19 protein-coding genes are annotated in these 24,248 nt (G+C 32.7%); 5 read left to right on the forward strand and 14 right to left on the reverse strand.

Annotated elements, in window-relative coordinates; translation table 11 throughout:
* Positions 1-69: 69 nt before the first annotated feature.
* The 3 genes from ACN0WI_RS13990 to gcvT form a co-directional block, all read right to left on the reverse strand.
* Positions 70-357, reverse strand: a complete 288-nt coding sequence (locus tag ACN0WI_RS13990) for a 4a-hydroxytetrahydrobiopterin dehydratase (RefSeq protein ID WP_417887619.1) — start codon at positions 355-357, stop codon at positions 70-72.
* Between the two features lie 84 nt (positions 358-441).
* Positions 442-1,257 carry a sugar nucleotide-binding protein gene (locus ACN0WI_RS13995; protein ID WP_417887621.1) on the reverse strand — a complete coding sequence of 272 codons (816 nt, stop codon included), beginning with the start codon at positions 1,255-1,257 and terminating at the stop codon, positions 442-444.
* A gap of 5 nt (positions 1,258-1,262) precedes the next feature.
* Positions 1,263-2,345 (reverse strand): glycine cleavage system aminomethyltransferase GcvT, encoded by a 1,083-nt coding sequence (gene gcvT / locus ACN0WI_RS14000; protein WP_417887622.1) that lies wholly within the window; start codon positions 2,343-2,345, stop codon positions 1,263-1,265.
* Between the two features lie 143 nt (positions 2,346-2,488).
* On the opposite strand from gcvT, the gene ACN0WI_RS14005 reads away from it, so the two are divergent.
* Both ACN0WI_RS14005 and hutH read left to right on the forward strand, forming a co-directional pair.
* Complete coding sequence (locus tag ACN0WI_RS14005) at positions 2,489-4,000, forward strand: NAD(P)H-hydrate dehydratase (RefSeq protein ID WP_417887625.1); 1,512 nt, start codon at positions 2,489-2,491, stop codon at positions 3,998-4,000.
* 106 nt (positions 4,001-4,106) lie between these two features.
* Positions 4,107-5,618 (forward strand): histidine ammonia-lyase, encoded by a 1,512-nt coding sequence (gene hutH / locus ACN0WI_RS14010; RefSeq protein WP_417887627.1) that lies wholly within the window; start codon positions 4,107-4,109, stop codon positions 5,616-5,618.
* A 76-nt stretch (positions 5,619-5,694) separates the two neighbouring features.
* Here hutH and ACN0WI_RS14015 read toward each other — a convergent pair whose 3' ends face one another.
* Positions 5,695-8,274: an ATP-dependent Clp protease ATP-binding subunit gene (locus ACN0WI_RS14015; RefSeq protein WP_417887628.1), complete on the reverse strand. Its 2,580-nt coding sequence runs from the start codon at positions 8,272-8,274 to the stop codon at positions 5,695-5,697.
* A gap of 245 nt (positions 8,275-8,519) precedes the next feature.
* On the opposite strand from ACN0WI_RS14015, the gene gyrA reads away from it, so the two are divergent.
* On the forward strand, positions 8,520-11,054 hold the full coding sequence (gene gyrA, locus ACN0WI_RS14020) for a DNA gyrase subunit A (protein WP_417887629.1): 2,535 nt from the start codon (positions 8,520-8,522) through the stop codon (positions 11,052-11,054).
* Positions 11,055-11,076: 22 nt separating this feature from the next.
* Entirely contained in the window at positions 11,077-12,321 is a 1,245-nt protein-coding gene (locus ACN0WI_RS14025; protein WP_417887631.1) for a tetratricopeptide repeat protein, read from the forward strand.
* Positions 12,322-12,874: 553 nt separating this feature from the next.
* Here ACN0WI_RS14025 and ACN0WI_RS14030 read toward each other — a convergent pair.
* Together ACN0WI_RS14030 and ACN0WI_RS14035 are read right to left on the reverse strand one after the other, a co-directional pair.
* Positions 12,875-13,657: a type 1 glutamine amidotransferase domain-containing protein gene (locus ACN0WI_RS14030; RefSeq protein ID WP_417887632.1), complete on the reverse strand. Its 783-nt coding sequence runs from the start codon at positions 13,655-13,657 to the stop codon at positions 12,875-12,877.
* 74 nt (positions 13,658-13,731) lie between these two features.
* Positions 13,732-14,316: a Crp/Fnr family transcriptional regulator gene (locus ACN0WI_RS14035; protein ID WP_417887634.1), complete on the reverse strand. Its 585-nt coding sequence runs from the start codon at positions 14,314-14,316 to the stop codon at positions 13,732-13,734.
* Positions 14,317-14,890: 574 nt separating this feature from the next.
* Here ACN0WI_RS14035 and ACN0WI_RS14040 point away from each other — a divergent pair.
* Entirely contained in the window at positions 14,891-15,451 is a 561-nt protein-coding gene (locus ACN0WI_RS14040; RefSeq protein ID WP_417887636.1) for a DUF4494 domain-containing protein, read from the forward strand.
* Between the two features lie 201 nt (positions 15,452-15,652).
* On the opposite strand, the gene ACN0WI_RS14045 is transcribed toward ACN0WI_RS14040, so the two are convergent.
* The 8 genes from ACN0WI_RS14045 to ACN0WI_RS14080 form a co-directional block, all read right to left on the reverse strand.
* Complete coding sequence (locus tag ACN0WI_RS14045; protein ID WP_417887638.1) at positions 15,653-16,519, reverse strand: SDR family oxidoreductase; 867 nt, start codon at positions 16,517-16,519, stop codon at positions 15,653-15,655.
* Positions 16,520-16,569: 50 nt separating this feature from the next.
* Positions 16,570-17,151, reverse strand: coding sequence for a Crp/Fnr family transcriptional regulator (locus ACN0WI_RS14050; RefSeq protein ID WP_417887640.1), 582 nt, complete (start codon positions 17,149-17,151; stop codon positions 16,570-16,572).
* 199 nt (positions 17,152-17,350) lie between these two features.
* The gene (locus ACN0WI_RS14055; RefSeq protein ID WP_417887642.1) at positions 17,351-17,503 is read right to left on the reverse strand and encodes a hypothetical protein; all 153 of its coding nucleotides are present in this window, start codon (positions 17,501-17,503) and stop codon (positions 17,351-17,353) included.
* Between the two features lie 182 nt (positions 17,504-17,685).
* On the reverse strand, positions 17,686-19,695 hold the full coding sequence (locus ACN0WI_RS14060; RefSeq protein WP_417887644.1) for a hypothetical protein: 2,010 nt from the start codon (positions 19,693-19,695) through the stop codon (positions 17,686-17,688).
* An 822-nt stretch (positions 19,696-20,517) separates the two neighbouring features.
* Positions 20,518-20,634: an IS3 family transposase gene (locus ACN0WI_RS14065; RefSeq protein WP_417887645.1), complete on the reverse strand. Its 117-nt coding sequence runs from the start codon at positions 20,632-20,634 to the stop codon at positions 20,518-20,520.
* Positions 20,604-20,813: a cupin domain-containing protein gene (locus ACN0WI_RS14070; protein ID WP_417887647.1), complete on the reverse strand. Its 210-nt coding sequence runs from the start codon at positions 20,811-20,813 to the stop codon at positions 20,604-20,606. Before ACN0WI_RS14070 ends, ACN0WI_RS14065 begins: the two co-directional genes overlap by 31 nt.
* Positions 20,807-21,052 carry a hypothetical protein gene (locus ACN0WI_RS14075; RefSeq protein WP_417887649.1) on the reverse strand — a complete coding sequence of 82 codons (246 nt, stop codon included), beginning with the start codon at positions 21,050-21,052 and terminating at the stop codon, positions 20,807-20,809. Before ACN0WI_RS14075 ends, ACN0WI_RS14070 begins: the two co-directional genes overlap by 7 nt.
* 59 nt (positions 21,053-21,111) lie before the next feature.
* Entirely contained in the window at positions 21,112-24,243 is a 3,132-nt protein-coding gene (locus tag ACN0WI_RS14080; protein ID WP_417887651.1) for an efflux RND transporter permease subunit, read from the reverse strand.
* Positions 24,244-24,248 lie beyond the last annotated feature (5 nt).

A 24,248-nucleotide genomic window follows, 5' to 3' on the forward strand; every position in this document is an offset into this window, starting at 1 on the left:
AAATATAAAAAAGCCACTAAAAATGTTTTAAAATTGGTAGCTTTCTGCTAAAAAATGCCGCTGTAAAATTTATTTGGCTTCAATTATAGCATCAATAGTTTTTGCCATATCAAAATCTTTTTGAGTAACTCCTCCAGCATCGTGAGTGGTTAAGGATATTTCTAATTGATTATAAGCGTTTGCCCAATTTGGATGATGTTGAGTTGCTTCTGCTTCAAAAGCAATTCTAGTCATTACCGTAAATGTATCCTTGAAGTTTTCGAATTCTAGGCTAATGTGTAGCATGTTTTTGCTATAGGTCCATCCGTCTAAAGATTCTAGCTTTTCGTTAATCTGCGAATCGGTTAATTTTTCCATAACTATTTTTTTAAGTTTAAAATTAAAGTTAGGAATACTTATTTTGAATAAAGAGCAGGTAAATGGGTTTAATATAAGATTAACCTATTTTTTAAGAGAAGCTTCAATAACCTGTTGTACTGTTATTTGTAAGTTTTTTGGAAGTAAATTATCTTTTGGTAAAACTGCTAAATAACGATCTTCGTTACTATTATATACATTTTTAAAACGTAAGTTTTTATAGCCTAATATTTCGCAAACATCTTCAATAAAATCTTTTTGATGCACTAGATCTGAACTTCCTAAATGAAAGATACCTTGTTTATTCCTATTGATTATATAATGTACTTGTTGGGTCACTTTACTGATTTCGGTAACATTAATAACTACATTCGGAAAAACTTCAATAGCTTCTTCTAAATCTATAAGTGTTTTTATTTCTTTAAGTCTGGGGGAACCTTGACCAAATACCATAGGCAGTCTTAAAATATTGTATTTATTGTTAGGTAAGCGTAATAAGGCATTTTCAATCTTAATTTTAAAACGTCCATAAATGCTTTGTGATAATGTTTTATCGTACTCGTAACTAGGATAATTTGTAAAAGCATCGAAAACATTTGCTGAACTTATAAATATGAGTTTACAGGAATGGTTAAGTATATAATTTATAGCCGAATAGTGTAACCCTAATTGTGCCTCAAAACTGCCTCGAACAGCAGATATAATAATTGTGGGTTTTAAATTGTGTAGTAGTAACTCTAAATTTTCAGTTTCCATATCGAATTGATGAAACTGATGATTTTTCTCGAATTCGGTATTATCTGTAAAATATGTTCCGTGAGTATCAAAATAGGAGCATAGCTCTTTATAAATGGCATTGCCAATAAAGCCGCTAGCTCCTAAAACTAAAATACGTTCCAAATAAATTATCCTTTATAAAAAGGCAATTTCACCTGTGTAGCCGGTATTGTTTTTTTACGAATTTGAATATTTATTTTCTTTCCGAAACCTACATATTCTGTTTTAACGTATCCTAAACCAATTCCTTTTTCTAACGACGGTGCCATAGTGCCCGATGTAACATTTCCTATAACTTCTCCTTCTTCATTCACGATGTTGTATCCTTGTCTAGGGATTCCTCGTTCATCAAGTTCAAACGCAACTAATTTACGTTTTGGTCCTTCTTCTTTTTCTTTTTTTAAAGCTTCAGAATTTATAAAATCTTTATTGAATTTTGTGATCCATCCTAATTTAGCTTCAATAGGAGAGGTGGTATCATCAATATCATTTCCGTAAAGACAAAATCCCATTTCTAATCGAAGTGTATCTCTTGCTGCTAGGCCAATAGGTTTAATTCCAAAATCGGCACCAGCTTCCATTACTTTATCCCAAATTTCTTCAGCATATTCATTTTTAAAATAAATTTCAAATCCGCCGCTACCTGTATATCCTGTTGCTGAAATTATTACTTTATCTTTTCCGGCGAAATTACCAACTTCAAAAGTATAAAATTTCATAGCACTTAAATCTACATCAGTAAGTTTTTGCATTGCTTCAGCAGCTTTTGGCCCTTGTATAGCAAGCAACGAAAATTCATCGCTCATATCGCTAAGGTGCGCATCCATAGAATTATGTTTGCTAATCCATTGCCAATCTTTTTCGATATTAGAAGCATTAACAACTAACAAGAATTTTTCAGCATTAATTCTATAAATAATCAAATCGTCTACAATACCGCCATCTTCATTTGGCATGCACGTATATTGTGCTTGTCCATCTACAAGTTTTGCAGCATCGTTAGACGAAATTAATTGTATTAGTTCTAAAGCATGTTCCCCGGTAACTAAAAATTCTCCCATGTGTGATACATCGAACACGCCCAATTTTTCTCTAACAGTTTGGTGTTCGGCATTAACGCCTTCGTAAGAAACAGGCATATTGTATCCTGCAAATGGAACCATTTTGGCTCCCAGAGCTTTATGTTTATTCGCTAGTGCAACTTCTTTCATCTTGATTATTAGTTTGCGCAAATTTATAGAATTAAGGCTGAATTTTCCATAGTTTCTTAGAAATTGTGAAGGAAATGTCAAAGCTTCTTTTTTGCTTTTTATAAAATGTATCTTTGAGTAAACCTTTAAAAATCGATAATTCTATGAAGATTTTTTCTGCATCTCAGTTAAAACAAGCAGATAAGCTTACTATAAAAAACCAGAGTATAACGTCTGTCGAACTTATGGAAAGAGCTGCAACATTAGCTTTTAACGAAATACACAAAAGGTTAGAAAATGCCTCGATTACTATAAAATTATTTTGCGGAGTAGGTAATAATGGCGGAGATGGTTTGGTTATCGCAAGACTTTTACTAGAGGCAGGGTATAGTGTATCCGTTTTTATTGTGAATTATACCGATAATCGATCGGATGATTTTTTGCAGAATTATGAACGCTTAAAAGGGATTACTACTAATTGGCCAAATTCAATAAAAAATGAAGATGATTTTCCGGAGATTGATAGGAATGATTTTGTAATTGATGCTATTTTCGGAATTGGTCTTAATCGCTCTTTAGAAGGTTGGGTGGCAAAACTGGTGAATATTATTAATACCTCTAAAGCATTTACTTTGGCAATAGATGTACCTTCAGGTTTATTCTTAGATCGAGTACCAACAGAAAATGATGCAGTTATTTCAGCAGATTTTACAATTAGTTTCCAAACGCCCAAATTGGTTTTCTTTCTTCCAGAAACTATGGATTATGTTGGTGATTTGCAGATTTTAGATATAGGCTTAGATCGGGAATTTTTGAATACAGAAAAAACAAATGCTTATTTAATTAGTAAGCTGGAAGCACGAAGCTTATATAAACCCCGAAAAACAAATTCTCATAAAGGCAATTATGGCCATGCATTAGTAATAGGCGGGAGTTATGGCAAAATAGGAAGTGTAGTTTTGGCAACTAAAGCAGCTTTGCGAACAGGTGCCGGATTAGTGAGTGCTTTTGTACCAAAATGCGGCTATCAGATTCTTCAAATTTTGTTACCGGAAGCTATGGTGATTACTGATAAAAATGAAGAAAAATTAACGGCTATTAATTATGAACTGGATCCTTCAGTAATTTGTTTTGGAATGGGAGCTGGTACAGCTCCGGATACTATTGAAGCGTATAAAATTTTACTTCAGGAGACAGAAAAACCAATGTTGATTGATGCAGATGGTTTGAATATGCTGGCAAAAAATAGGGAGCTTTTAGAATTTCTTCCGAAGAAATCTGTTTTAACACCACATCCTAAAGAATTGCAACGATTAATAGGCGAATGGAAAGATGATTTTGATAAGCTTGAAAAGTTAGAAGCGTTTACTGAAAAATTCGATGTTATTGTAGTGCTGAAAGGCGCTCACACTTTTACAATTGGAGAAGGTCAGATTTATATCAATAATTCTGGAAATCCAGGAATGGCAACAGCCGGCAGTGGCGACACACTTTCTGGAATTATTAGCGGTTTAATGGCTCAGCAATATGAACCTTTAGCCGCAGCTATTCTAGGTGTGTATTTGCATGGTGCAGCCGGAGATCTTGTGGCAGAAGAGCAATCCTACCAATCGCTTATTTCTGGCGATATTTCTGAAAAAATGGGGGCTGCTTTTAAATCACTATTTTCAGAATAAAAAGGTATCAGTTTTATCAATTTTAGCTTTATTAGGATTAATTTATCAAAATTTGGATAACTTATAGCTATCATCGAATTTTGCGCTACTTTAAATTACAGTTCTTATGGAGCAAGTATATTACATTACTTCGGATATTTTAGATTTAGCTATAATTAGAGATATTATAGATACTAAGAAGAGATTAGCTCTAAGTGTTGAAGCGCAATTAAATATTAAAAAATCCAGACAATATTTAGATGCTAAAATAAATAAAAGTAATGTCCCTATTTATGGAATTAATACAGGTTTTGGGGCATTGTGTAATGTAAAAATCACTTCAGAAAAATTAACTGTTTTACAAGAAAATTTAGTGAAATCACATGCTTGCGGAACTGGAGATAAAGTAGCAAAATCTATAATACGATTAATGTTATTGTTAAAAATTCAGTCGCTTAGCTATGGAAATTCTGGAGTAGCATTAAAGACAGTAGAGCGACTAATCGATTTTTTTAATGAAGATATTTTACCAGTAGTTTACGAACAAGGTTCATTAGGTGCTTCAGGAGATTTAGCGCCATTAGCGCATTTGGCTTTACCAATAATAGGGGAGGGAAATGTGTATTATAAAAATGAAATTATTACAGGTGCTGAGATTTTGGAAAAATTTGGATGGCAACCTGTAAAATTACAATCTAAAGAAGGTTTAGCATTATTAAATGGAACTCAGTTTATGAGTGCTCATGCAGTGCATTGTCTTATAAAAGCTTATAAACTTTCGTATTCTGCCGATTTTATTAGTGCGGTTTCGATGGATGCTTTCGATTGTAATTTATCTCCATTTGATGAATTAGTACATTTGGTAAGACCGCATCGTGGACAACTAAAAACGGCTGAAAAAATACGTGAATTTTTAGCAGGAAGTGAATTAGCTTTACAAGAAAAAGAAAACGTACAAGATCCGTATTCGTTTAGATGCGTGCCTCAAGTTCATGGAGCGACAAAGGATACTTTAAATTTTGTATATAATACTGTAAAAACTGAAATTAATTCAGTAACTGATAATCCGAATATTTTTGTTGATGATGATAAAATTATTTCTGGAGGAAATTTTCATGGTCAGCCTCTGGCTTTAGCTATGGATTATTTAGCAATTGCTATGGCTGAATTAGCTAATATTTCTGAAAGAAGAATTTATCAATTAGTTTCAGGATTGCGTGGGTTGCCAAACTTTTTAGTTGAAAATCCAGGGTTGAATAGTGGTTTTATGATACCGCAATACACGGCTGCTAGTATTGTAAGCCAAAATAAACAATTGTGTACACCATCTTCAATAGATTCTATTGTGTCTTCAAATGGGCAAGAAGATCACGTAAGTATGGGAGCAAATGCGGCTACAAAATTAGTTCGAGTTATGGATAATGTAGATACTGTTCTAGCTATCGAACTTTTTAATGCTTCACAAGCATTACATTTTAGAGAACCTATAAAATCTTCAGTGAAAATAGAAACAGTTTTAGCTAATTTCAGAAAAGAGATTCCTATAGTTACAGATGATGTTATGATGGCTCCTCTTATTCAGACTTCAAAATCTTTTATTGAAAAATTTATTAATAAAGAAAACTATCTAGATTATTAAAGTATGAGCAGTTGTAGTATAAAAAAAGCTCCATGAATTCATGGAGCTTTTTTTACTTTTAAAAAAGAAAGTAACTTTATTTTTTAGGCTCAGATTCTTCAGTATTTTTTTCTACTGTTATTACTAATTCTTCTTCACCTTCTTTGTAATCCATTTTTATTTTATCACCTTCAGAAATTTTAGAGTTTATAATTTCTTCAGCTAAAGCATCTTCAATATATTTTTGAATTGCTCGGTTTAGAGGTCTAGCCCCGTATTGCTTGTCGAATCCTTTTTCAGCAATAAAATCTTTTGCTTTTTTAGAAAGTTCCAAATTATATCCCAACCCGCTAATTCTACCGAATAACTTAGAAAGTTCAATATCTATAATTTTATGAATATCTTCTCTTTCCAATGCATTGAAAACAATAACATCGTCAATTCTATTTAAGAATTCAGGAGCAAAAGCTTTTTTAAGGGCATTTTGAATGACGCTTCTTGTATTTTCGTCGGCTTGTAATTTTTGAGATTGTGTTCCAAAACCAATACCTTGACCGAAATCTTTTAACTTACGAGCTCCAATATTAGAAGTCATAATGATAATGGTATTTCTAAAATCAATTTTTCGACCTAAACTATCCGTTAAATATCCATCATCAAGAACTTGCAGAAGCATATTGAATACATCTGGATGCGCTTTTTCAACTTCATCTAAAAGAATTACAGCATAGGGCTTTCTTCGAACTTTTTCGGTAAGTTGTCCACCTTCTTCGTAACCAACATATCCCGGAGGTGCTCCAATTAATCGAGATACAGCGAATTTTTCCATATATTCACTCATGTCGATTCTAATTAAAGTGTCCTCATTGTCGAACAATTCTCTAGCTAATACTTTAGCCAATTGTGTTTTACCAACACCGGTTTGTCCTAAGAAAATAAAAGAGCCAATTGGTTTATTTGGGTCTTTTAGACCTGCACGATTACGTTGTATTGCTTTTACTACTTTAGCAACAGCATCGTCTTGACCAATTACTTTACCTTTTATTTTGTTAGGTAATTCTACTAATTTATTAGATTCTGTTTGTGCAATTCTATTAACAGGGACACCTGTCATCATAGAAATTACATCGGCAACATTATCTTCGCTTACGGTTTCTTTATGTTTTTTAGAGTCTTCTTCCCAGCGTTCTTGAGCAATTGCTAATTCTTTTTCAAGGTTTTTTTCGTCATCTCTTAGTTTTGCTGCTTCTTCATATTTCTGCTTCTTTACAACTGAGTTTTTCTGCTCGCGAACTTCTTCAAGTTTACGTTCTAAATCCAGAATTTGCTTTGGAACATCTATATTAGTGATGTGTACTCTAGAACCAGCTTCATCTAACGCATCGATTGCCTTGTCTGGTAAAAATCGTTCTGTCATATAACGATTTGTAAGTTTTACGCAGGCTTCTATTGCTTCTTGCGTATATTCTACGTTATGATGTTCTTCGTACTTATCTTTAATATTATTTAATATTTCGATAGTTTCATCTACAGAAGTAGGTTCTACAATTACTTTTTGGAATCTACGTTCTAAAGCACCATCTTTTTCGATGTATTGTCTGTACTCATCCAAAGTAGTAGCACCAATACATTGTATTTCTCCACGGGCTAACGCAGGCTTAAACATATTACTAGCATCTAAACTACCCGTTGCACCACCAGCGCCTACTATTGTATGAATTTCATCAATAAAAAGAATAATATCATCATTCTTTTCTAATTCATTCATTACCGCTTTCATTCGTTCTTCGAATTGTCCACGGTATTTAGTGCCTGCAACAAGACTAGCAAGGTCTAATGTAACAACACGTTTATCGAATAAAATTCTAGAAACTTTACGTTTTACAATTCTAAGCGCTAAACCTTCAGCAATTGCAGATTTACCTACACCAGGTTCTCCAATTAATAGCGGGTTGTTCTTTTTACGTCTACTTAATATTTGCGAAACACGTTCTATTTCTTTCTCTCTACCAACAACAGGGTCTAGTTTATCTGCTTCAGCCATCGCTGTAAGATCACGACCAAAATTATCTAAAACAGGAGTTTTAGACTTTTTGTTGGTTTTGCTAGCGCCACTACTTCCAGAGCCACCACCGCTACTAAACGGATTATCTTTTGTAGCATCATCCGCAGAACTGTCTTCATCAGAAAAAGATTCGGCAGTAGGATCTTGTATGTAATCATCATCATTATTTGCTGTCATAAACTTAAACTGATCTTTAACACCATCATAATCAATTTTTAATTTATTGAGTAGACGTGTAGTTGGATCATTCTCATTACGTAAGATGCATAATAACAAATGAGCCGTGTTAATATTAGAACTCTGAAATAATTTAGCTTCTAAAAAAGTTGTTTTTAATGCTCTTTCCGCTTGTCTGGTTAAATGAAGATTTTTCTTTTCATTAGAAACCAATGTAGTATTAGGATTAGCGGGACTAAGTATTTCAACCTTTCTTCGTAAGTGACTTAAATCGATATCTAGAGCATTAAGAATTTCTATAGCTTTACCATCACCGTCTCTTAATAACCCAAGCATAAGATGTTCTGTACCAATAAAATCGTGACCTAAGCGTAAGGCCTCTTCTTTACTGTAGGCTATAACATCTTTAACTTTTGGTGAAAAATTATCATCCATGTTTTTCCTTTCTCTCTTAGTAATTAATAATTAGAATTAGACAAAAACCGTACCTAATCCCCATTTACTAGCTAATTGACGAAAATAGTTTCAATTATCAAAATATACGGGTGTTAACTTATTTAATTTGTTTCAATAAAATTTTGTTAATAAAAAATACGAATTGTGTAGTAATATTAGCGGTTAAGATATGGATTTTGCGTAAATTGCCGCGTTAGATTTGTGAACTAAACTATATATGAAATATGGCTGAAGGAGAAAAGTTAATTCCTATCAACATTGAAGAAGAAATGAAATCGGCTTACATTGATTATTCAATGTCGGTCATTGTGTCACGTGCTTTGCCAGATGTTCGTGATGGTCTTAAGCCCGTACACCGAAGAGTATTATTCGGAATGTACGAATTGGGTGTGCTTTCTAATAGATCCTATAAAAAGTCTGCAAGAATTGTAGGTGAAGTACTTGGTAAGTATCATCCGCATGGAGATTCTTCCGTTTATGATACAATGGTTAGAATGGCTCAGGAATGGAGCTTACGTTATATGCTTGTAGATGGTCAAGGTAACTTTGGTTCTGTAGATGGGGATAGTCCAGCGGCTATGCGTTATACAGAGGCTAGAATGAGAAAAATCAGTGAGGATATGCTTGCTGATATTGATAAAGAAACCGTAGATACTCAATTAAATTTTGATGACTCTTTAAATGAGCCAATAGTATTACCAACTAGAATTCCTAATTTATTAGTAAATGGAGCTAGTGGTATTGCTGTAGGTATGGCTACTAATATGCCTCCGCATAATTTATCTGAGGTTATAGACGGAACTATTGCTTATATCGAAGATAATGATATTGATATTCCAGGTTTAATGGAGCATATTAAAGCACCAGATTTCCCTACTGGAGGGACTATTTATGGTTATGATGGTGTTCGTGAAGCGTTTAAAACTGGTCGTGGGAGAATTGTTTTACGTGCTAAATCTTCACTAGAAGAAGTTCGAGGAAAAGAATGTATTGTAGTGACTGAAATACCATATCAGGTTAATAAAGCTGATATGATTAAGAAAACGGCTGATTTAGTCAACGAAAAGAAAATAGAAGGCATTAGTCTTATTCGTGATGAATCTGACCGCCATGGAATGCGAATCGTTTATCAACTAAAACGAGATGCTATTCCTAATATTGTTCTAAATACATTATATAAGCATACAGCATTACAATCTTCTTTTAGTGTAAACAATATTGCACTTGTAAAAGGAAGACCTGAAATGCTGAACTTAAAAGATATAATTTATCATTTTGTAGAGCATAGGCATGAAGTTGTTGTTCGAAGAACAGAATTTGAATTAAAGAAGGCTGAAGATAGAGCTCATATATTAGAAGGTTTAATTATAGCATCCGATAATATAGATGAAGTAATTGCCATTATAAGAGGATCTAATAGCACAGAAGAAGCGCGACAAAAATTAATAGATCGTTTCGAATTAACCGATGTTCAAGCTAGAGCAATTGTAGAAATGCGATTGAGACAGCTTACTGGTCTTGAACAAGATAAATTAAGAACTGAATACGACGAAATTCAAGAAACTATAAAAGACCTTAAAGATATTTTAGCTCGTAAAGAGCGAAGAATGGAAGTGATTAAAGATGAATTAATCGAAGTTAAGGCAAAATATGGTGACGAAAGAAGATCTGTTATAGAATATTCAGGAGGCGACCTTAGTATTGAAGATATGATTCCTGATGAGCGAGTAGTAATTACTATATCGCATGCAGGATATATTAAGCGAACTTCTCTTACCGAATATAAACTTCAAAATAGAGGAGGGGTTGGGCAAAAAGGATCAACAACTAGAAATGAAGATTTCTTAGAGTATTTATTTACTGGAACCAATCACCAGTACATGTTATTCTTTACGCAAAATGGAAAATGTTTCTGGATGCGCGTTTACGAAATACCTGAAGGAAGTAAAGCGTCTAAAGGACGTGCTATACAGAATTTAATAAATATTGATCCAGACGATCGAGTAAAAGCATTTATCTGTACGCAAGACCTCAAAGATGAGGAATATATCAACAGTCATTATGTAATAATGGCAACCAAAAAAGGTCAAGTTAAAAAAACTTCTTTAGAACAATATTCTAGACCCAGAACTAATGGAATTAATGCAATTACCATTAAAGAAGGTGACGAATTATTAGAAGCAAAACTTACTAGCGGAGATAGTCAAGTAATGTTAGCTGTAAAAAGTGGGAAAGCAATTCGTTTTGAAGAAAGTAAAACCAGACCAATGGGACGTAATGCATCTGGAGTAAGAGGTATTACTCTTGCTAACGATAAAGATGAAGTTGTAGGAATGGTTTCGGTTAACGATATGGAATCTAATATACTTGTAGTTTCTGAAAATGGCTATGGTAAGCGCTCTAAATTAGATGATTACCGAATTACCAATAGAGGAGGTAAAGGAGTTAAAACAATCTCTTTAACCGAAAAAACGGGAAACTTAGTAGCTATTAAAAATGTTACAGATGACGATGATTTAATGATTATTAATAAATCGGGTATTGTAATACGAATGGAAATAAGCAATTTACGTGTAATGGGTAGAGCTACCCAAGGCGTTAAATTGATTAATCTTAGAACAAAAGATTCTATTGCTGCTGTTGCTAAAGTAATGCACGATGAAGATGATTTAGACGAAATAGACGATGTAGAAAGCGCAGATAAACCAACTGGTGAAACAGATGGCACAAATATTGTTTCTAACGACTCAGAAGAATAACTAAATCAAAAAAACAAATACAATGAAAAAAAACATTCTAAGCTTGTCGCTGCTTTCACTTCTTAGTTTGTCAGCAATTGCTCAAAAGGATGAAATCAAAGATGCAGAAGATTTTATCGAAGACGGAAATTACAGTCAAGCTAAAGAAAAATTAGCAGCTGCAGAACAAAAACTAGATGAGGCTAACAGTAAATGGACAGAACGTTTCTATTTATATAAGGGTCAAGCATATTTAGGAGATGGTAAAAATGTTTCTGTAGAAGACTTTAAAACTGCTGGAGATGCTTATAAGCAAGCAATAGAAATGGGTAGTACTGATGCTGAAGAAGGTTTAACTAAAGTAAGAAATGCTTTAGTTCAAAGTGCAATTAACGATCAGAACACCCAAAATTATGATAAGGCTGCAGATAAATTAGTAGCTAGTTATGAATTGAATCAGCAAGATACTATCTATTTGTACTATGCTGCTGCAAATTCATTAAATGCTAAAAATTACGATGCTGCTTTAAAATATTACGAGCAACTTAAAGATTTAGGTTTTGATGGATCTTCAATGGAATATTCTGCTGTAAATGCAGAAACTGGAGATCGTGTAAACTTTCCTTCTAAGGAACAGCGTGATTTAATGTCTAAGTCAGATCAGTATACAGATCCTCAAGACAAAAAAATACCTTCTAAAAAAGGTGAAATTGCTAAGAATATCGCTTTAATTTATATTAATCAAGGTGATAATGAAAAAGCAATTTCAGCTATGGAAGATGCAAAATCTAATAATCCTGATGATGTTGGATTAATGCAAGCTGAAGCTAATATGTATTATCAAATGGGAAATAAAGAGAAATATAACCAATTAATGAATGAGTTGGTTAAAAAATCTCCAGACGATTCTTCTATATATTATAATTTAGGGGTAAGTACTGCAGAATTAGGTGATAAAGAAAAAGCGATTGAATATTATAAAAAAGCTTTAGAATTAGATCCAGATATGGCTTCTGCTAGTATGAATATTGCTGCAATTATTTTAAGTAAAGAGCGAGCTATCATCGATGAGATGAACGGTCTTGGAATGAGTAAAGCAGACAATAAACGTTACGATGAGTTAACTGAAGAAAGAAAAGGTATTTATCGTGAAGCTTTACCATATTTAGAAAAAATAATCGAAAAAGATTCAAGTAATGCTGATGCAGTTAGAACTGCAATGAATATTTATTCTCAATTAGGTGAAAAAGAAAAAGCTGCTGAGATGAAAGCGTTATTAGCTGAATAAAATTAAATATTCTACTTGGTATATCAAAAACAGGGCTTTTCGCCCTGTTTTTTTATGTTTAGTTTTAATGAATTAAAAAATGAAATTTACTATTTGAAATCTTGTTTTTGATTAATAGATATATGAAGTAATTTAAAATGAGATCACTAGTAAACAATAAGTCATACATAATGCTGTCTTTTTTAAGAATAATTCTTTTCAATAATCTGTAGCATTTTTATTTCTTAAAATCTAAATCTATACTTAAGTTTTGATACTAATATTGCTGAAAAGCTTAAACTAAATTAGATTTAAATTACAAGTATAGTAGAAATATCGAGATTAAAAATTTTAAGCAAATGTGGACTAATAAAAATATTTTCTAATAACCAACTTAACTTGTAATGTTTCTATGAAGAAATAATTAGGACTTAAGTGGGAAGATTAAGCTTAATAAAGCTAGTATTTTGAGAATTTAAATTAGGATTAGGAATATTCTTTAATTACTTATAAAAAATAAAACAGCGACTTAAAATTTTAAGTCGCTGTTTGTATATACTACGCTTAGTATTATCTATTTTAATTTTTCAGCTAAAAGTTCAGCTACTTTCTCTGAAGATGCTGGGTTTTGTCCGGTAATTAATAAGCCATCCTCTACTGCATAAGGAGCCCAAGCTTCTTTTTTAGAATAAACTCCACCATTCTTTTTCAGCATATCTTCTACTAAAAAAGGAACCACCTGGGTAAGTTGTACGCCTTCTTCTTCTTCATTAGTAAATCCGGTTACTTTTTTACCCTCAACCAAAGGAGTACCATCTTGATTTTTCGTGTTTTTAAAAACAGCTGGTGCATGGCAAACGGCGGCTACCGGTTTGTTATGCTTATAAAAATCTTCAATAAGGGCGATCGAATTTTTATCTTCAGCTAAATCCCATAATGGTCCATGACCTCCAGGGTAAAATACCGCATCAAAATCTTCCTGACTTACTGACTCTAATTTTAATGTATGTGCTAAAACTTTTTGAGTTTCTTCATCTTTATTGAAACGTTCTGTAGCTGGAGTCTGTGCATCTGGAGTTTTACTATTAGGATCTATTGGAGGCTGTCCACCTTTAGGAGAAACTAAAGTAATTTTGAAGCCTCTATCTTTTAAAAGATAATAAGGCGCAGCGAATTCTTCAATCCAAAATCCTGTTTTTTCTCCAGTGTCTCCTAAATCTTCGTGACTGGTTAATACAAATAGTACCTTTTTCATTTCAGTGTTTTTTTTAGCATCTTCACTATTTTCTTTCTTCGTGTTCTTTCCACAAGAAGAAAATAAAGTTATAATGAATAATACTGTTAATACTCTTTTCATTTAAACATTAAATTGTTTTACGAGTGCAAAACTAACGCAAAAGAGGATGCTAAAAATTGATGTAGGATAAGAAATTAGTTTTCGATACTTTCTTTTCGTATTCTACTTAAACTTTCTGTGGTGATCCCTAAATAAGAAGCGATATGATAATTTTTCACATTTTGTTCAATATTTGGATATGAGGTTATAAAAGATAAATACCGCTCTTTAGCTGATTGCGATAAACTTGCTAGAATTCTCTTCTGAAAACTAGCAAAAGCTCTTTCCATTTTTTTTCTGAAAAACGTTTCTAGTTGTGGAATTTCTTCAAATAAATTTTCCATGCTTTCTCTTGAAATTTTATAAAGTTTGGCATCTTGAATACATTCTATATTCATAATAGCTTTAGTAGAAGAAAAAAATGCTGTATAGTCACTAATCCACCAATCTGTTATCGCAAATTGTAAGGTATGTTCTTTACCGGATTGATCTATAAAATACGTCCGTAGACAACCCTCTTCAACATAATATTGATGGAGAACTGTTTCGTTATTTTTTAATAAAGTATCGCCTTTTTTGAGTTCAATTTTTTCAATCCGATTCTCTATTAAATTAGTTTCATGAGTAGAAAATGAAATTCCTTTAAAAATTTCAGATACTATTGAATTTTTTGTCGGCATATAAATCTTAGAGTTATCGTAATTGAAAATTAAAACGTCAAAAAGTTTAGTCTTTATAAATTCATTGCAATTTATAAAAATGTATCTATTATTTGTCAATTTTATATTTTTCCTACAAAGTCTGCTTTTGTTTTAATAGAATTTATTCTAGTTTGGGTACTTTCTAAAATAATTTATTTCCTTAGAACTGTAAGCAAATTTATACGTAAGAACATCATCATCCTAATGTTTGAAAATTATCGATATATTAATATCATTAAAAAGAATATTGGAAGATAAATTTGATGGTCTAAAAGCGCTTTTTATTCCTGTTTTAGATGCATTTACAGATGGGGATATAATAAGAACTTTTATTAATTATGTAGATTTTGTAAAGGGGATAAACCCTTGTTGCTATATTAATAATACTAGAATTTTCTAATATTACCACCTTTCAAATTAAAATAAATTTTGACTAACATTCTTATTTTTAATTAACTATAAAATTATAATTAAATTGTGAATATCTATTTATACAAGTAGCTTGGTTGCATGTTTTGAAATTCTATTTTTGGCGGTCTAAATACAGAAAATTATGAGTGCAACTTGGTATGAATGTAAAGTGAAATATAGAAAAACAGATGAAGTTACCGGAATACGAAAAGTAAAAACAGAACCTTTTTTAGTAGATGCAATTTCGTATACCGAAGCTGAAAAGCGTATAACAGAAGAAATGTCAGTTTATCTGAGTGAAGGAGAAGAAATTTTAATTACTAATATTAAAGTAGCTAATTATGCGGAAATTCATCCTTTTGAGAATTCAGATCGCTGGTTCAAGACTAAAATTTCACTTATTGCATTTGATCAGGAAAGTGGTAAAGAACGGAAAACTAATCAGTACCTTTTAGTGCAAGCTAATGATGTAAAAGAAGCTTTTGAAAATACCGAGCATGTAATGAAAGATACTATGGGCGAATATACTATTCCGGCAGTTTCTGAATCACCAATTATGGATGTATTTCCATATTTTACAGGAGAAGAAGAAGATAGCAAAAAAGTAGAGGAATTTATGCGTTTAAAAAATTCAGTTCCTTTTTCAAATGAAGAAGATGAAACTTTAGCCATGGAAGATTCATTAATTTCCGAAGAAGAATAGCTTAAAATTTAATATATAAATAGAAAAGACTGAAGTTGAAATTTTATTTTTTTCAACTTCAATCTCTTTTTATTATTTTTTGATTCTGGATTTAAAAAGATATGAAAATTCATCAATTTTTGATTGTTTTTGTCCGCTGTTTTTTCAATTAATATCTCCGTATTTTCTGCTATTACTCACAAAAAATGTTTTACCTAGTACTTATTTCTTCTTCATTTTCTTTACCTCTAATCTAAAAAATTCTTCTAGACGATTCGTTCCGTATTGATTTGCAATATTATCTAATGCCATTAAAGTTAAAAAGAACTCAATAGGTCCGTATGTTTTTGAAGATGTAAATGTTCTTAAAATCCAAATGGTAAATTGCCTTGTCCAATCCGGAAGGTGACTTATTTTTATTGGTTTTTGCCATGCTTTTAATGCTAATTCAGCTAATTCATTCTGCGTTAAAATATCAATGCCTCCTACTGATTCTTCATTAACTCCGGCTATCATCTTTTCAACACAAACTTTTGCTAAATCTTCTCCATGGATTGGGTTCAGTTTAAATTTTCCATCTCCAAACAAATATATTCGACCTGCTTTTGCCATTGTTAGAAAATCCTTCATATCAGAGAAAAATCCATTTGGCCGTAATACACAATAAGGAATTCCTGAATTTTTTAATTCATCTACAAATTTCTCTTTGGCTTCAAATATTTTAAGCTGTCTTAATTTGTCTCCATTTATCGCTGAAATATATTGGAATGCTTCAACTTTATTTTTCAAGGCTTCTTTCAGTAAATTTGAATTTCCTTTATAATCAACATCCATATAGGTCATTCCATCTTTTTGTCGAGTGATGCCAATTGTAGAAAAAACCCAATCAATATTATTTGTTATACCAATTATCGAGCTTGGTTCGGTTATTTGACCTATAAAAAAATCATCAACATCTTTAAATTTACTTTTTTGAGCTTCTTTTCTAATTAAAACTCTCACCCAAAAACCTCTGTTTTTAAGTTCTTTGACCAAATATTGTCCTAAATATCCTGTTGCTCCTGCTACTAAAACTTTATTTGCATTCATCTTTTTTTTACAAATTTAGTAGTTGCATATCCATTTTTTCTTGACGATCGTCAAGAACTTTTTTTATTGAATACACGAGTTTTTATTCTACTTAAAGTTTCAGGAGATACTCCTAAAAACGATGCAATATAATGCTGTGGGACACGCTGGAATAGTCTTCCGTTGCTATTCAATAAATCGATGTAACGTTGTTCTGCCGATTTTGTTATAAATGATGCAATGACCTTTTGGCAAGTTATTAGTTCGTTCTCAGTGGCTATTCTGGCAATTATTTCAAATTTAGGAACTTTTTTTAATAAACGTTCAATTTTTGATTTTTCAAAGACAAATATCTCAGTTTGTTCAACTGCTTGATAATTTTCAATTGCTGGAATTTTAAAAGTATAGCTTTCACCAGCACATATAAATTGTCCTTCAGTATAAAAGAAGGCTGTTTTATCGTTACCATCTACATTATAAAACAATCTTACACATCCTTTTGTTACAAAATAAATTTCGTCTGATATTTTTCCTTCGGTGAAAATGAGCTCATTTTTTTGATATATTTTTTTATCTACAGCATCTTTAAGCAATTGAATTTCATTCTTATTAAGAAGTATATATGCTTTTATATTTTCTATTAATTTATTCATGTTTTTTATATGCGCACTATTGATTTCTTTAGTATTAGTTATAAAGATTTGCGGTTATATCAAATTGTCAGAATAAGTAAACGTATTTGTCAGATTAACTATTTTTTCCTTGATTCTTAAAATTAGACTTTTCTATGCTATATTTAATTTGAGATGAACTTCTCTTATCGTGTAAGATTTTAGGACTTTATACTCTTCATTATTTTTTCATCGCTTTGGTTGGTTTCAAATTATTTTCTTTTTTATGAATTTGCTTATTATTTAAGCTTTTATTTGTTTTGTCAAGTACTATTTTAGTTAAATCAGCTAAGCATAATCCTAAAATGTTCGTTTTTCCTTTTGTTAAATTCATTGCACTCTTTCATATATCAAAGGTGTAATTCGGAGTTCCTTGCATCCAATTCATTACAAACTTCATGAAATTTAATCTATCAATATCATTTTTATCGAAAGTAGTATTAAATAGATAATTTGTTCATTTAAAAATATTTTGTTTTTGAAAACTGAGTTATTTCTCCTGGATCTATACTTCAATTAATCAAATATAATCTTAGTTTTTACACCATTTTTTATCCCTATAAATTCGCCTGAATTGTTTTTTATTCTATCAAAAGGGCCCTTAACCTCTCCTTGATAGTTTGCTAAATATTGTAAAGAATCTTCATGAATTACAAAATAACCTTCTTGCTTATAATGACTAATCCTGTGTTTTTTTAAAGGAATAATATACGTTCTGGTAGTAATATTTAATATACCTTCCTCATCACTATGGCTGTAAATATGTGCTAAGTTTGCCCCGGGAATTATAGCAATGCTGTGGTATTGTGGTTCTATAATTATTTTGCCATCTTCACTTGCCCAACCTCGTTTTCTATTACTTTCCTTAATTCTATTGTTTTGGATAGCATCTTCTGGTTTTGCTTTAATTATTTTCTTATCAAATGTTTCTATATAAAAACCTTTGCTTTCTTTAGAGTAATTAATATCGTTATATTTTAAAGGTAAAATATACTCTCCTTTTAAAGAAAACACACCTTCTGTATTTCTATCTTTACTAACAATGAATAAATTGTTTTTTTCGTTAAAAACCGGCCATACACTTTTAAAATAATTAAAATAGGGCTTCAAATTTTCATCAATAGGATAATCATTTAATGCTACAGCTTTTGCGTTTTTATAAAAATAAATAGATTTTTCTATAGGGGCTTTTATAGGAAAGGTGGTTTTAATTTGTTTTAAGCTTAACAATACAGTGTACTCTTTATAAGGCTTTAACACAAATGCATTAAAATATCCTTTATGCTCATAGAGGAGGCTATTTTTGTCTTGATGTATTAAATTGTAGGCCTTATTTTCTGCTTTTATACGCTTGATCAACCTAGAGATAGACTTTTCTTTTAATTGTAGATATGAATATATCGAAGAACGATCGTTAGATGCATCATAAATAGATTTTCCGGTTAATGATTTGTCTATAAAATTTTTAGGAAGTGTTTTAGCTAATAACACCTCGTTTACCTTTTTTGAAAACAAACTATCTGTTTTTGTTAATGGTAATTCTGTAAACAAAACATCCATAGGAAAAGCATTTACATTTTCAGTTTTATCTATGGTAGAAAAAAGATGAAATTGTTGTTTAGAATACTCAAATGAATTTGCAATACCTTTGGCAATAGCATAACTGTTCGGAGATAGTTTTTTCACAGAAAAGAAAATATATTCTTTAAAATTGGTCTTAATCAGTAAGCTTTCTTCTGTTCTAAAAACCACTGTCAATTGATCTAAATTAAATTTTTTTACAAGCTCGTGTAATGTAAAAGGTTTTTCAGATTTTATAATAGCCAGATTCAAACCGTTGTTAGGGTTGGTATTGGTTTCATCTTTATAAATACCGTAAAAAGTCAAATTATCTTTAGTTAGTAAATTGTCTTTTATTAAGTCATCTAATTGGTACCTAAAGTTTCGGTCTATATAAATAAGATCTTTTAAGTGAACGTTCAAAGGCTTGGCAAAACCAAATCCTGTATTTGGAATATATGTTAAGTAAGCCTTAGAGGTGTTTAATGCTTGGAGAAATTGTTGTTTTAATGCTAGGTGAGTGGCATCCATTTCTTGCCGCTTTTGTTTGATGTATTTTTTTACCTTTAAAATACGTTCGTCGGTTTTTTCTACACGCATAAACTCAGAATAGATATCAATCACATTATCCAAAACAGTATCCTTTATACTTATAGCAAAACGATTTTCATCTTTCCAAATAAGGCTTGGCTTGGTTGTGAAAAAAGCTTTTTTAAACTCTTTGTTTTTTATATCTAAACTATCTATTTGATTTTTAGGAAATAAAAAAGTGGTCAACACCTCATCTTCCATATTTAAGTAAGAATAAGTGTGTTTAGACCAATTTAACTTATCTGATTGCTTAAGATTATGATTTATAGAATCAGCAATATAATAACCAGAAAGTGGTAGCTTTTGTAATTGTGGATGACTTTTTAGCGTTATAAGAATGAAAAATAATAATGCTATTTTTTTAGTGAAATTCATCTGATAAATGAAATATAACAGTTTTATATAAGTGTCAGTTACGGGTTATAGCGTTTATTTTCGGTTTGATACAGGTTTGGCAATTCTGAGTGTATTCGGATGTAGGGGAATCTGCCGTAATTGAGGTTATACATAGTTACCTGTTGTTGCAACACGTTCAGCTTTTTAGTTTATATTTAATTGTACTCTAATTTATTAAATTTCGATTATTTTTTAGCAAGACTTTTATTTTTTATTTATCAGAGTAGTGTGGAATTTAATTTTTCGTTTTTGAGTCTTCTCTAAAATTTTTTATCAAATTTTTCTTTGAAATTAATCCGTTCTGAATTTTGTCATTTTCGAATTCAATTTGCTGTTAGAAAACACCTTTCGATTTATTAATTTTCGATTGTTTTCAAGTCTTTTATCCTAAATATTTCTTCTAAACATTTAATTTTTCAGTTAAAAAGAAAATTAGGCTTTAAAAAATCAATTTTCGCTTGTTACAAATGCTTTTTCTATCAAACTAAGTTTCAAAGTTTACTTAACAAAAGTAATTATCAAATATTTGACATTTTCTATATTTTTCGACTTAAAAAAGGATTGAATTTAATCGATTTTAGATTTTTTTTCAAATATTTCATTAATTAATATCCGTTTAGTTTTTTGTCAGGAGGAATTGTAGCTAATGGTTTGTGTAAGAATAGTTGCGTATACAAGCTAGACTTGCAACAAAAAGTCGGACAATTTTTTTAAGACGTATACTACATTTTTAATTGATAAAATTCTTGTTCTATTTCATAAGGGGTTTTGTATCCCAAGTAAGAGTGCAAGCGTTTTCTATTATACCCTATTTCTATTGTATTCAAAAATAGCGGTCTTGGCTTGTTCAATGGTTTTAAGATCATTATCATAAATAAGTTCAATCTTTAAGGTCTTAAAGTGGTGATTGGCGGACATTTCAGCACATCTCCCTTTTTTATCGTGTCTACTGCCTGGCCTTCAATCTGTTGATAGCCAACACCATCAGTAATGATTAATATTTGTTCTCCAGGGTGTGTATGCCAGTTGCTTCGTGCTCCCGGTTCGAAATAAACATTGCCTACAACCATAGTATAAGTGGAATAAGGTATCACCATTCCGTAGTTATAGGCATTTCCGCTAAATGTATAATGCTTAAAAGCGATCCCAGCAAGAGGCCATATGCCAAGGCTACATTATAAATATTCTTATTAAAAAATAGTTGTTTATCATACCATTCGGTTAAAAAGGCATCATTAACATCTCCAAATTTTAAATAGGCAAAAAGAAGAAGGGCCAGCATCCAACTACATACAATGATAGCTATTTCCGTTGCTTTATAGTTGTTGACATGCATCGTTGTACTAGATTATCATATTCGTTTCGTTTTTTTCTTTAAGCGGTGTGGGCATCCCCTTAATTTTTTGAGGTGACCAAATTATTAATGGCCTCCGCATTGTGGTTTTTTCCTTTGAATTTTAGAGCCAGTTTATCGAAAGCGGAATAAACTACCGGTACCACAATCAAAGTGAGCAGCAGTGAACTGATAAGTCCGCCAATGATTACCCAGGCCAGTCCGTTGTTCAATTCAGCACCGGCACTACTGGCCAGTGCAATAGGAATCATACCAATTACCATTGCTATGGTGGTCATTAGAATAGGGCGTAACCGGGCGTGATTGGCATTTACAAGGGCCGTAAAAGTATCTAGCCCTTCGGCTTTCTGATGATTGGTGAAATCGACCAGAAGAATCGCATTTTTTGCCACTAATCCAATAAGCATGATAATTCCCAAAATGGTAAATATATTCAGCGCATTATTGGTAAGCGCCAAGGCCCAAAGTGCGCCAATAAAGGAAAGCGGAATGGAAAATAACACTACCAATGGGTAGAGATAACTGTCATATAACACTACCAGAATAAGATAGACCAGTATAATAGCTGCTAATAAAGCAAGGAGTAAGGTTCCGAAGCTATCCGACTGGTTTTCCATATCGCCACCCCAGATATAATTTACACCGTTATCGCGTGGTATTTTTGAAAAAGCTTCTTCCCAATCGGCGGCAATATCCCCTGAAGGCCTACCGGCTGCCTGTGCAGAAATCGTCACTGCAGCACTTTTATCCCGACGTTCTAGAAAACTAGGTCCAGTACCTTCCGTAATATTCGAGAATTGGGAGAGTTGAACCCTTTTGCCTTCGGTATTCACAAAAGAGATATTGCGCACATCCTGAATAGACAACCGATGCCTTGCATTATATTTAATATTAATGTCATATTCATAAGCACCGCCACGAAATTTCCCATCGGTATTGCCGTTAAAAGCGGTTTGCATTGCCATACCTACATCTTGCAAGGCAATCCCTAAAGCCGCCATTTTATCCCGATCTATGGAAACCTGTACTTCAGGATTGCCTTTTTCTGCACTGCTTTTTATTTGGGTAGCTCCGGGAACTTCCGCTAAAGAATCCAGTGCTTTTTTAGAAAATTCCAAAGCATCTGCATAATTAGGAGCAGTAATGGTCAAGGAGATGGGGGCGTCATCAACGTCTCCTACAATACTTACCGTAGCGGTTTTAATTTTCACCCCAACCAGGGCTTGTTGTAATTCCCGTTTCACCTGGGCGGCAAATACGGTGGTTTTATCTTTCCGTTTGGCTTTATCGACTAAGGCTACCGTAATTTCAGATTTAAAAGGAGTTTCCTGAGTGCCAACAGTTCCGTCACTACTTTGCCCCACAGTAGTGACTAAGCGGTTAACTTCAGGATGTTGACTCAGTATTTTTTCCGCTTTTTGAGTAGCCAGATTCGTGGTTTCCAAAGAAGCATCTTTGTTGAGTTCCAATTGTACCACAAACTGTCCGCGATCTACCGGAGGAAGGAATTCCCCACCAATAAAACCCATTACCAAAAGCGCACACGAACCTATGAATAATACCAAGACAATGAAGGTGGTTTTTCCTTTATGAACCAACGACCATTTTAATAAACCACTTACAAAATGGGTAAACTTATCCAGTCCTTTTTCAAAGCTCAAAATGATTCTCCCAAATAAATTCTTTCCAGTAATCTTTCCTAATTTTCCAAATCGGGAAGAAAGCCACGGAACAATGGTAAAGGAGGAGAGTAAGGAGAATAAGGTAGCTAGGATAACAGTTACACAAAACTGGGAAATTAAATCGGAAACCAACCCGGTACTCATTGCGATAGGAAGAAATACCACCACAATTACCAGGGTAATTGCAGAAACGGTAAATCCGATTTCTATCATCCCGTCGTAAGCTGCCTGAACCCGGTTTTTCCCCATTTCCATATGGCGGTAAATATTTTCCAATACTACAATGGCATCATCTACTAGAATCCCCACCACCAACGAAAGTCCTAATAAACTCATCAGGTTTAGGGTATATCCCAAGAGGTACATTCCTATAAACGTAGCGATAAGGGATGCGGGAATGGAAACCATTACAATAAAAGCATTACGGATGGTATGCAAGAAAAACAGCATGACCACGGCGACCAATACCACTGCTAATATTAAATCGTGCATGACGGCATCTGATGCCTGTAAGGTAAATTCACTGCTGTCATCTACAACGGGCAATTTCACCTGATTGCCGGCATATTGCGCTTCCATTTCTTGTAAACTGCGGTGAATGGCTTCACTCACTTCTACAGCATTGGCATCCGACTGTTTCATTACCTGCATTATAATGGCATCTTTGCCATTTACCCGGGCAATTTTAGTGACTTCTTGTTGGGTGTCCCTTACTTCAGCGATATCGCGTACCCGTACCTGGATTCCATCGGTGGAACTCACCACCAAATTGCGGAGTTCATCGACAGTTTCATACTTACCCGATAAACGGATCAGCACCCGATTGTGCCGGGTCTTCAAATTTCCAGTAGGATAATCAATATTGGAGCTTAAAATAATGCTGACCACCTGGGGCAATGTTAAATCGAAGCCTTTTACTTTTTCAGGATCAATATTTACCTGTATTTCCCTTTCGGAACCTCCAATCACAGTGACCTGGCCTACACCTTTGGTGCTGGAAAGTACCGGTTTTATTTTTTTATCCAGTAAATCGTAGAATGCGGTTTCTTCCATATTGGCAGTGGCGCCAATGGTAATAATGGGCAAATCACTAAGCGAAAATTTACTAAGTGATGGCGGATCTACATCGTCTGGTAAGTCTTTTTCAATCGCATTTATTTTACGCTGCGCATCATTCAAAGATTCATTCTCATCGGCATCGGAAGTCAAGGTTAAACTTACGGTTGAAAGTCCTTCGAAAGATTTCGATTCTATTTTTTTGACATTTTCAACCGAAGAGATGGCATCTTCTATTTTCTTAGTCACCGAGTTTTCCACTTCACTGGAAGAAGCTCCGGGATATGGAGTGGAAATAGTAATTAAATTGAGGCTGAATTTGGGTAACAATTCATAGCCCAACCTACTGTAGCTATAAAGTCCTCCTAAAATAAGAATGGTGAAAAGAACCACTACAATCGTGGGCCGTTTGATCGGTATTGTTGCTAGTTTCATATCTT

It is taken from the genome of Zunongwangia sp. (assembly GCF_048269745.1).
Lineage (GTDB): Bacteria > Bacteroidota > Bacteroidia > Flavobacteriales > Flavobacteriaceae > Zunongwangia.

Coding starts and splice junctions, on each gene's coding strand:
- ACN0WI_RS13990 (WP_417887619.1), bottom strand. CDS start 357: ATGGAAAAATTAACCGATTCGCAGATTAACGAAAAGCTAGAATCTTTA.
- gcvT (WP_417887622.1), bottom strand. CDS start 2,345: ATGAAAGAAGTTGCACTAGCGAATAAACATAAAGCTCTGGGAGCCAAA.
- ACN0WI_RS14005 (WP_417887625.1), top strand. CDS start 2,489: ATGAAGATTTTTTCTGCATCTCAGTTAAAACAAGCAGATAAGCTTACT.
- hutH (WP_417887627.1), top strand. CDS start 4,107: ATGGAGCAAGTATATTACATTACTTCGGATATTTTAGATTTAGCTATA.
- ACN0WI_RS14015 (WP_417887628.1), bottom strand. CDS start 8,274: ATGGATGATAATTTTTCACCAAAAGTTAAAGATGTTATAGCCTACAGT.
- gyrA (WP_417887629.1), top strand. CDS start 8,520: ATGGCTGAAGGAGAAAAGTTAATTCCTATCAACATTGAAGAAGAAATG.
- ACN0WI_RS14025 (WP_417887631.1), top strand. CDS start 11,077: ATGAAAAAAAACATTCTAAGCTTGTCGCTGCTTTCACTTCTTAGTTTG.
- ACN0WI_RS14030 (WP_417887632.1), bottom strand. CDS start 13,657: ATGAAAAGAGTATTAACAGTATTATTCATTATAACTTTATTTTCTTCT.
- ACN0WI_RS14035 (WP_417887634.1), bottom strand. CDS start 14,316: ATGCCGACAAAAAATTCAATAGTATCTGAAATTTTTAAAGGAATTTCA.
- ACN0WI_RS14040 (WP_417887636.1), top strand. CDS start 14,891: ATGAGTGCAACTTGGTATGAATGTAAAGTGAAATATAGAAAAACAGAT.
- ACN0WI_RS14045 (WP_417887638.1), bottom strand. CDS start 16,519: ATGAATGCAAATAAAGTTTTAGTAGCAGGAGCAACAGGATATTTAGGA.
- ACN0WI_RS14050 (WP_417887640.1), bottom strand. CDS start 17,151: ATGAATAAATTAATAGAAAATATAAAAGCATATATACTTCTTAATAAG.
- ACN0WI_RS14055 (WP_417887642.1), bottom strand. CDS start 17,503: ATGAATTTAACAAAAGGAAAAACGAACATTTTAGGATTATGCTTAGCT.
- ACN0WI_RS14060 (WP_417887644.1), bottom strand. CDS start 19,695: ATGAATTTCACTAAAAAAATAGCATTATTATTTTTCATTCTTATAACG.
- ACN0WI_RS14065 (WP_417887645.1), bottom strand. CDS start 20,634: ATGTCCGCCAATCACCACTTTAAGACCTTAAAGATTGAACTTATTTAT.
- ACN0WI_RS14070 (WP_417887647.1), bottom strand. CDS start 20,813: ATGGTGATACCTTATTCCACTTATACTATGGTTGTAGGCAATGTTTAT.
- ACN0WI_RS14075 (WP_417887649.1), bottom strand. CDS start 21,052: ATGCATGTCAACAACTATAAAGCAACGGAAATAGCTATCATTGTATGT.
- ACN0WI_RS14080 (WP_417887651.1), bottom strand. CDS start 24,243: ATGAAACTAGCAACAATACCGATCAAACGGCCCACGATTGTAGTGGTT.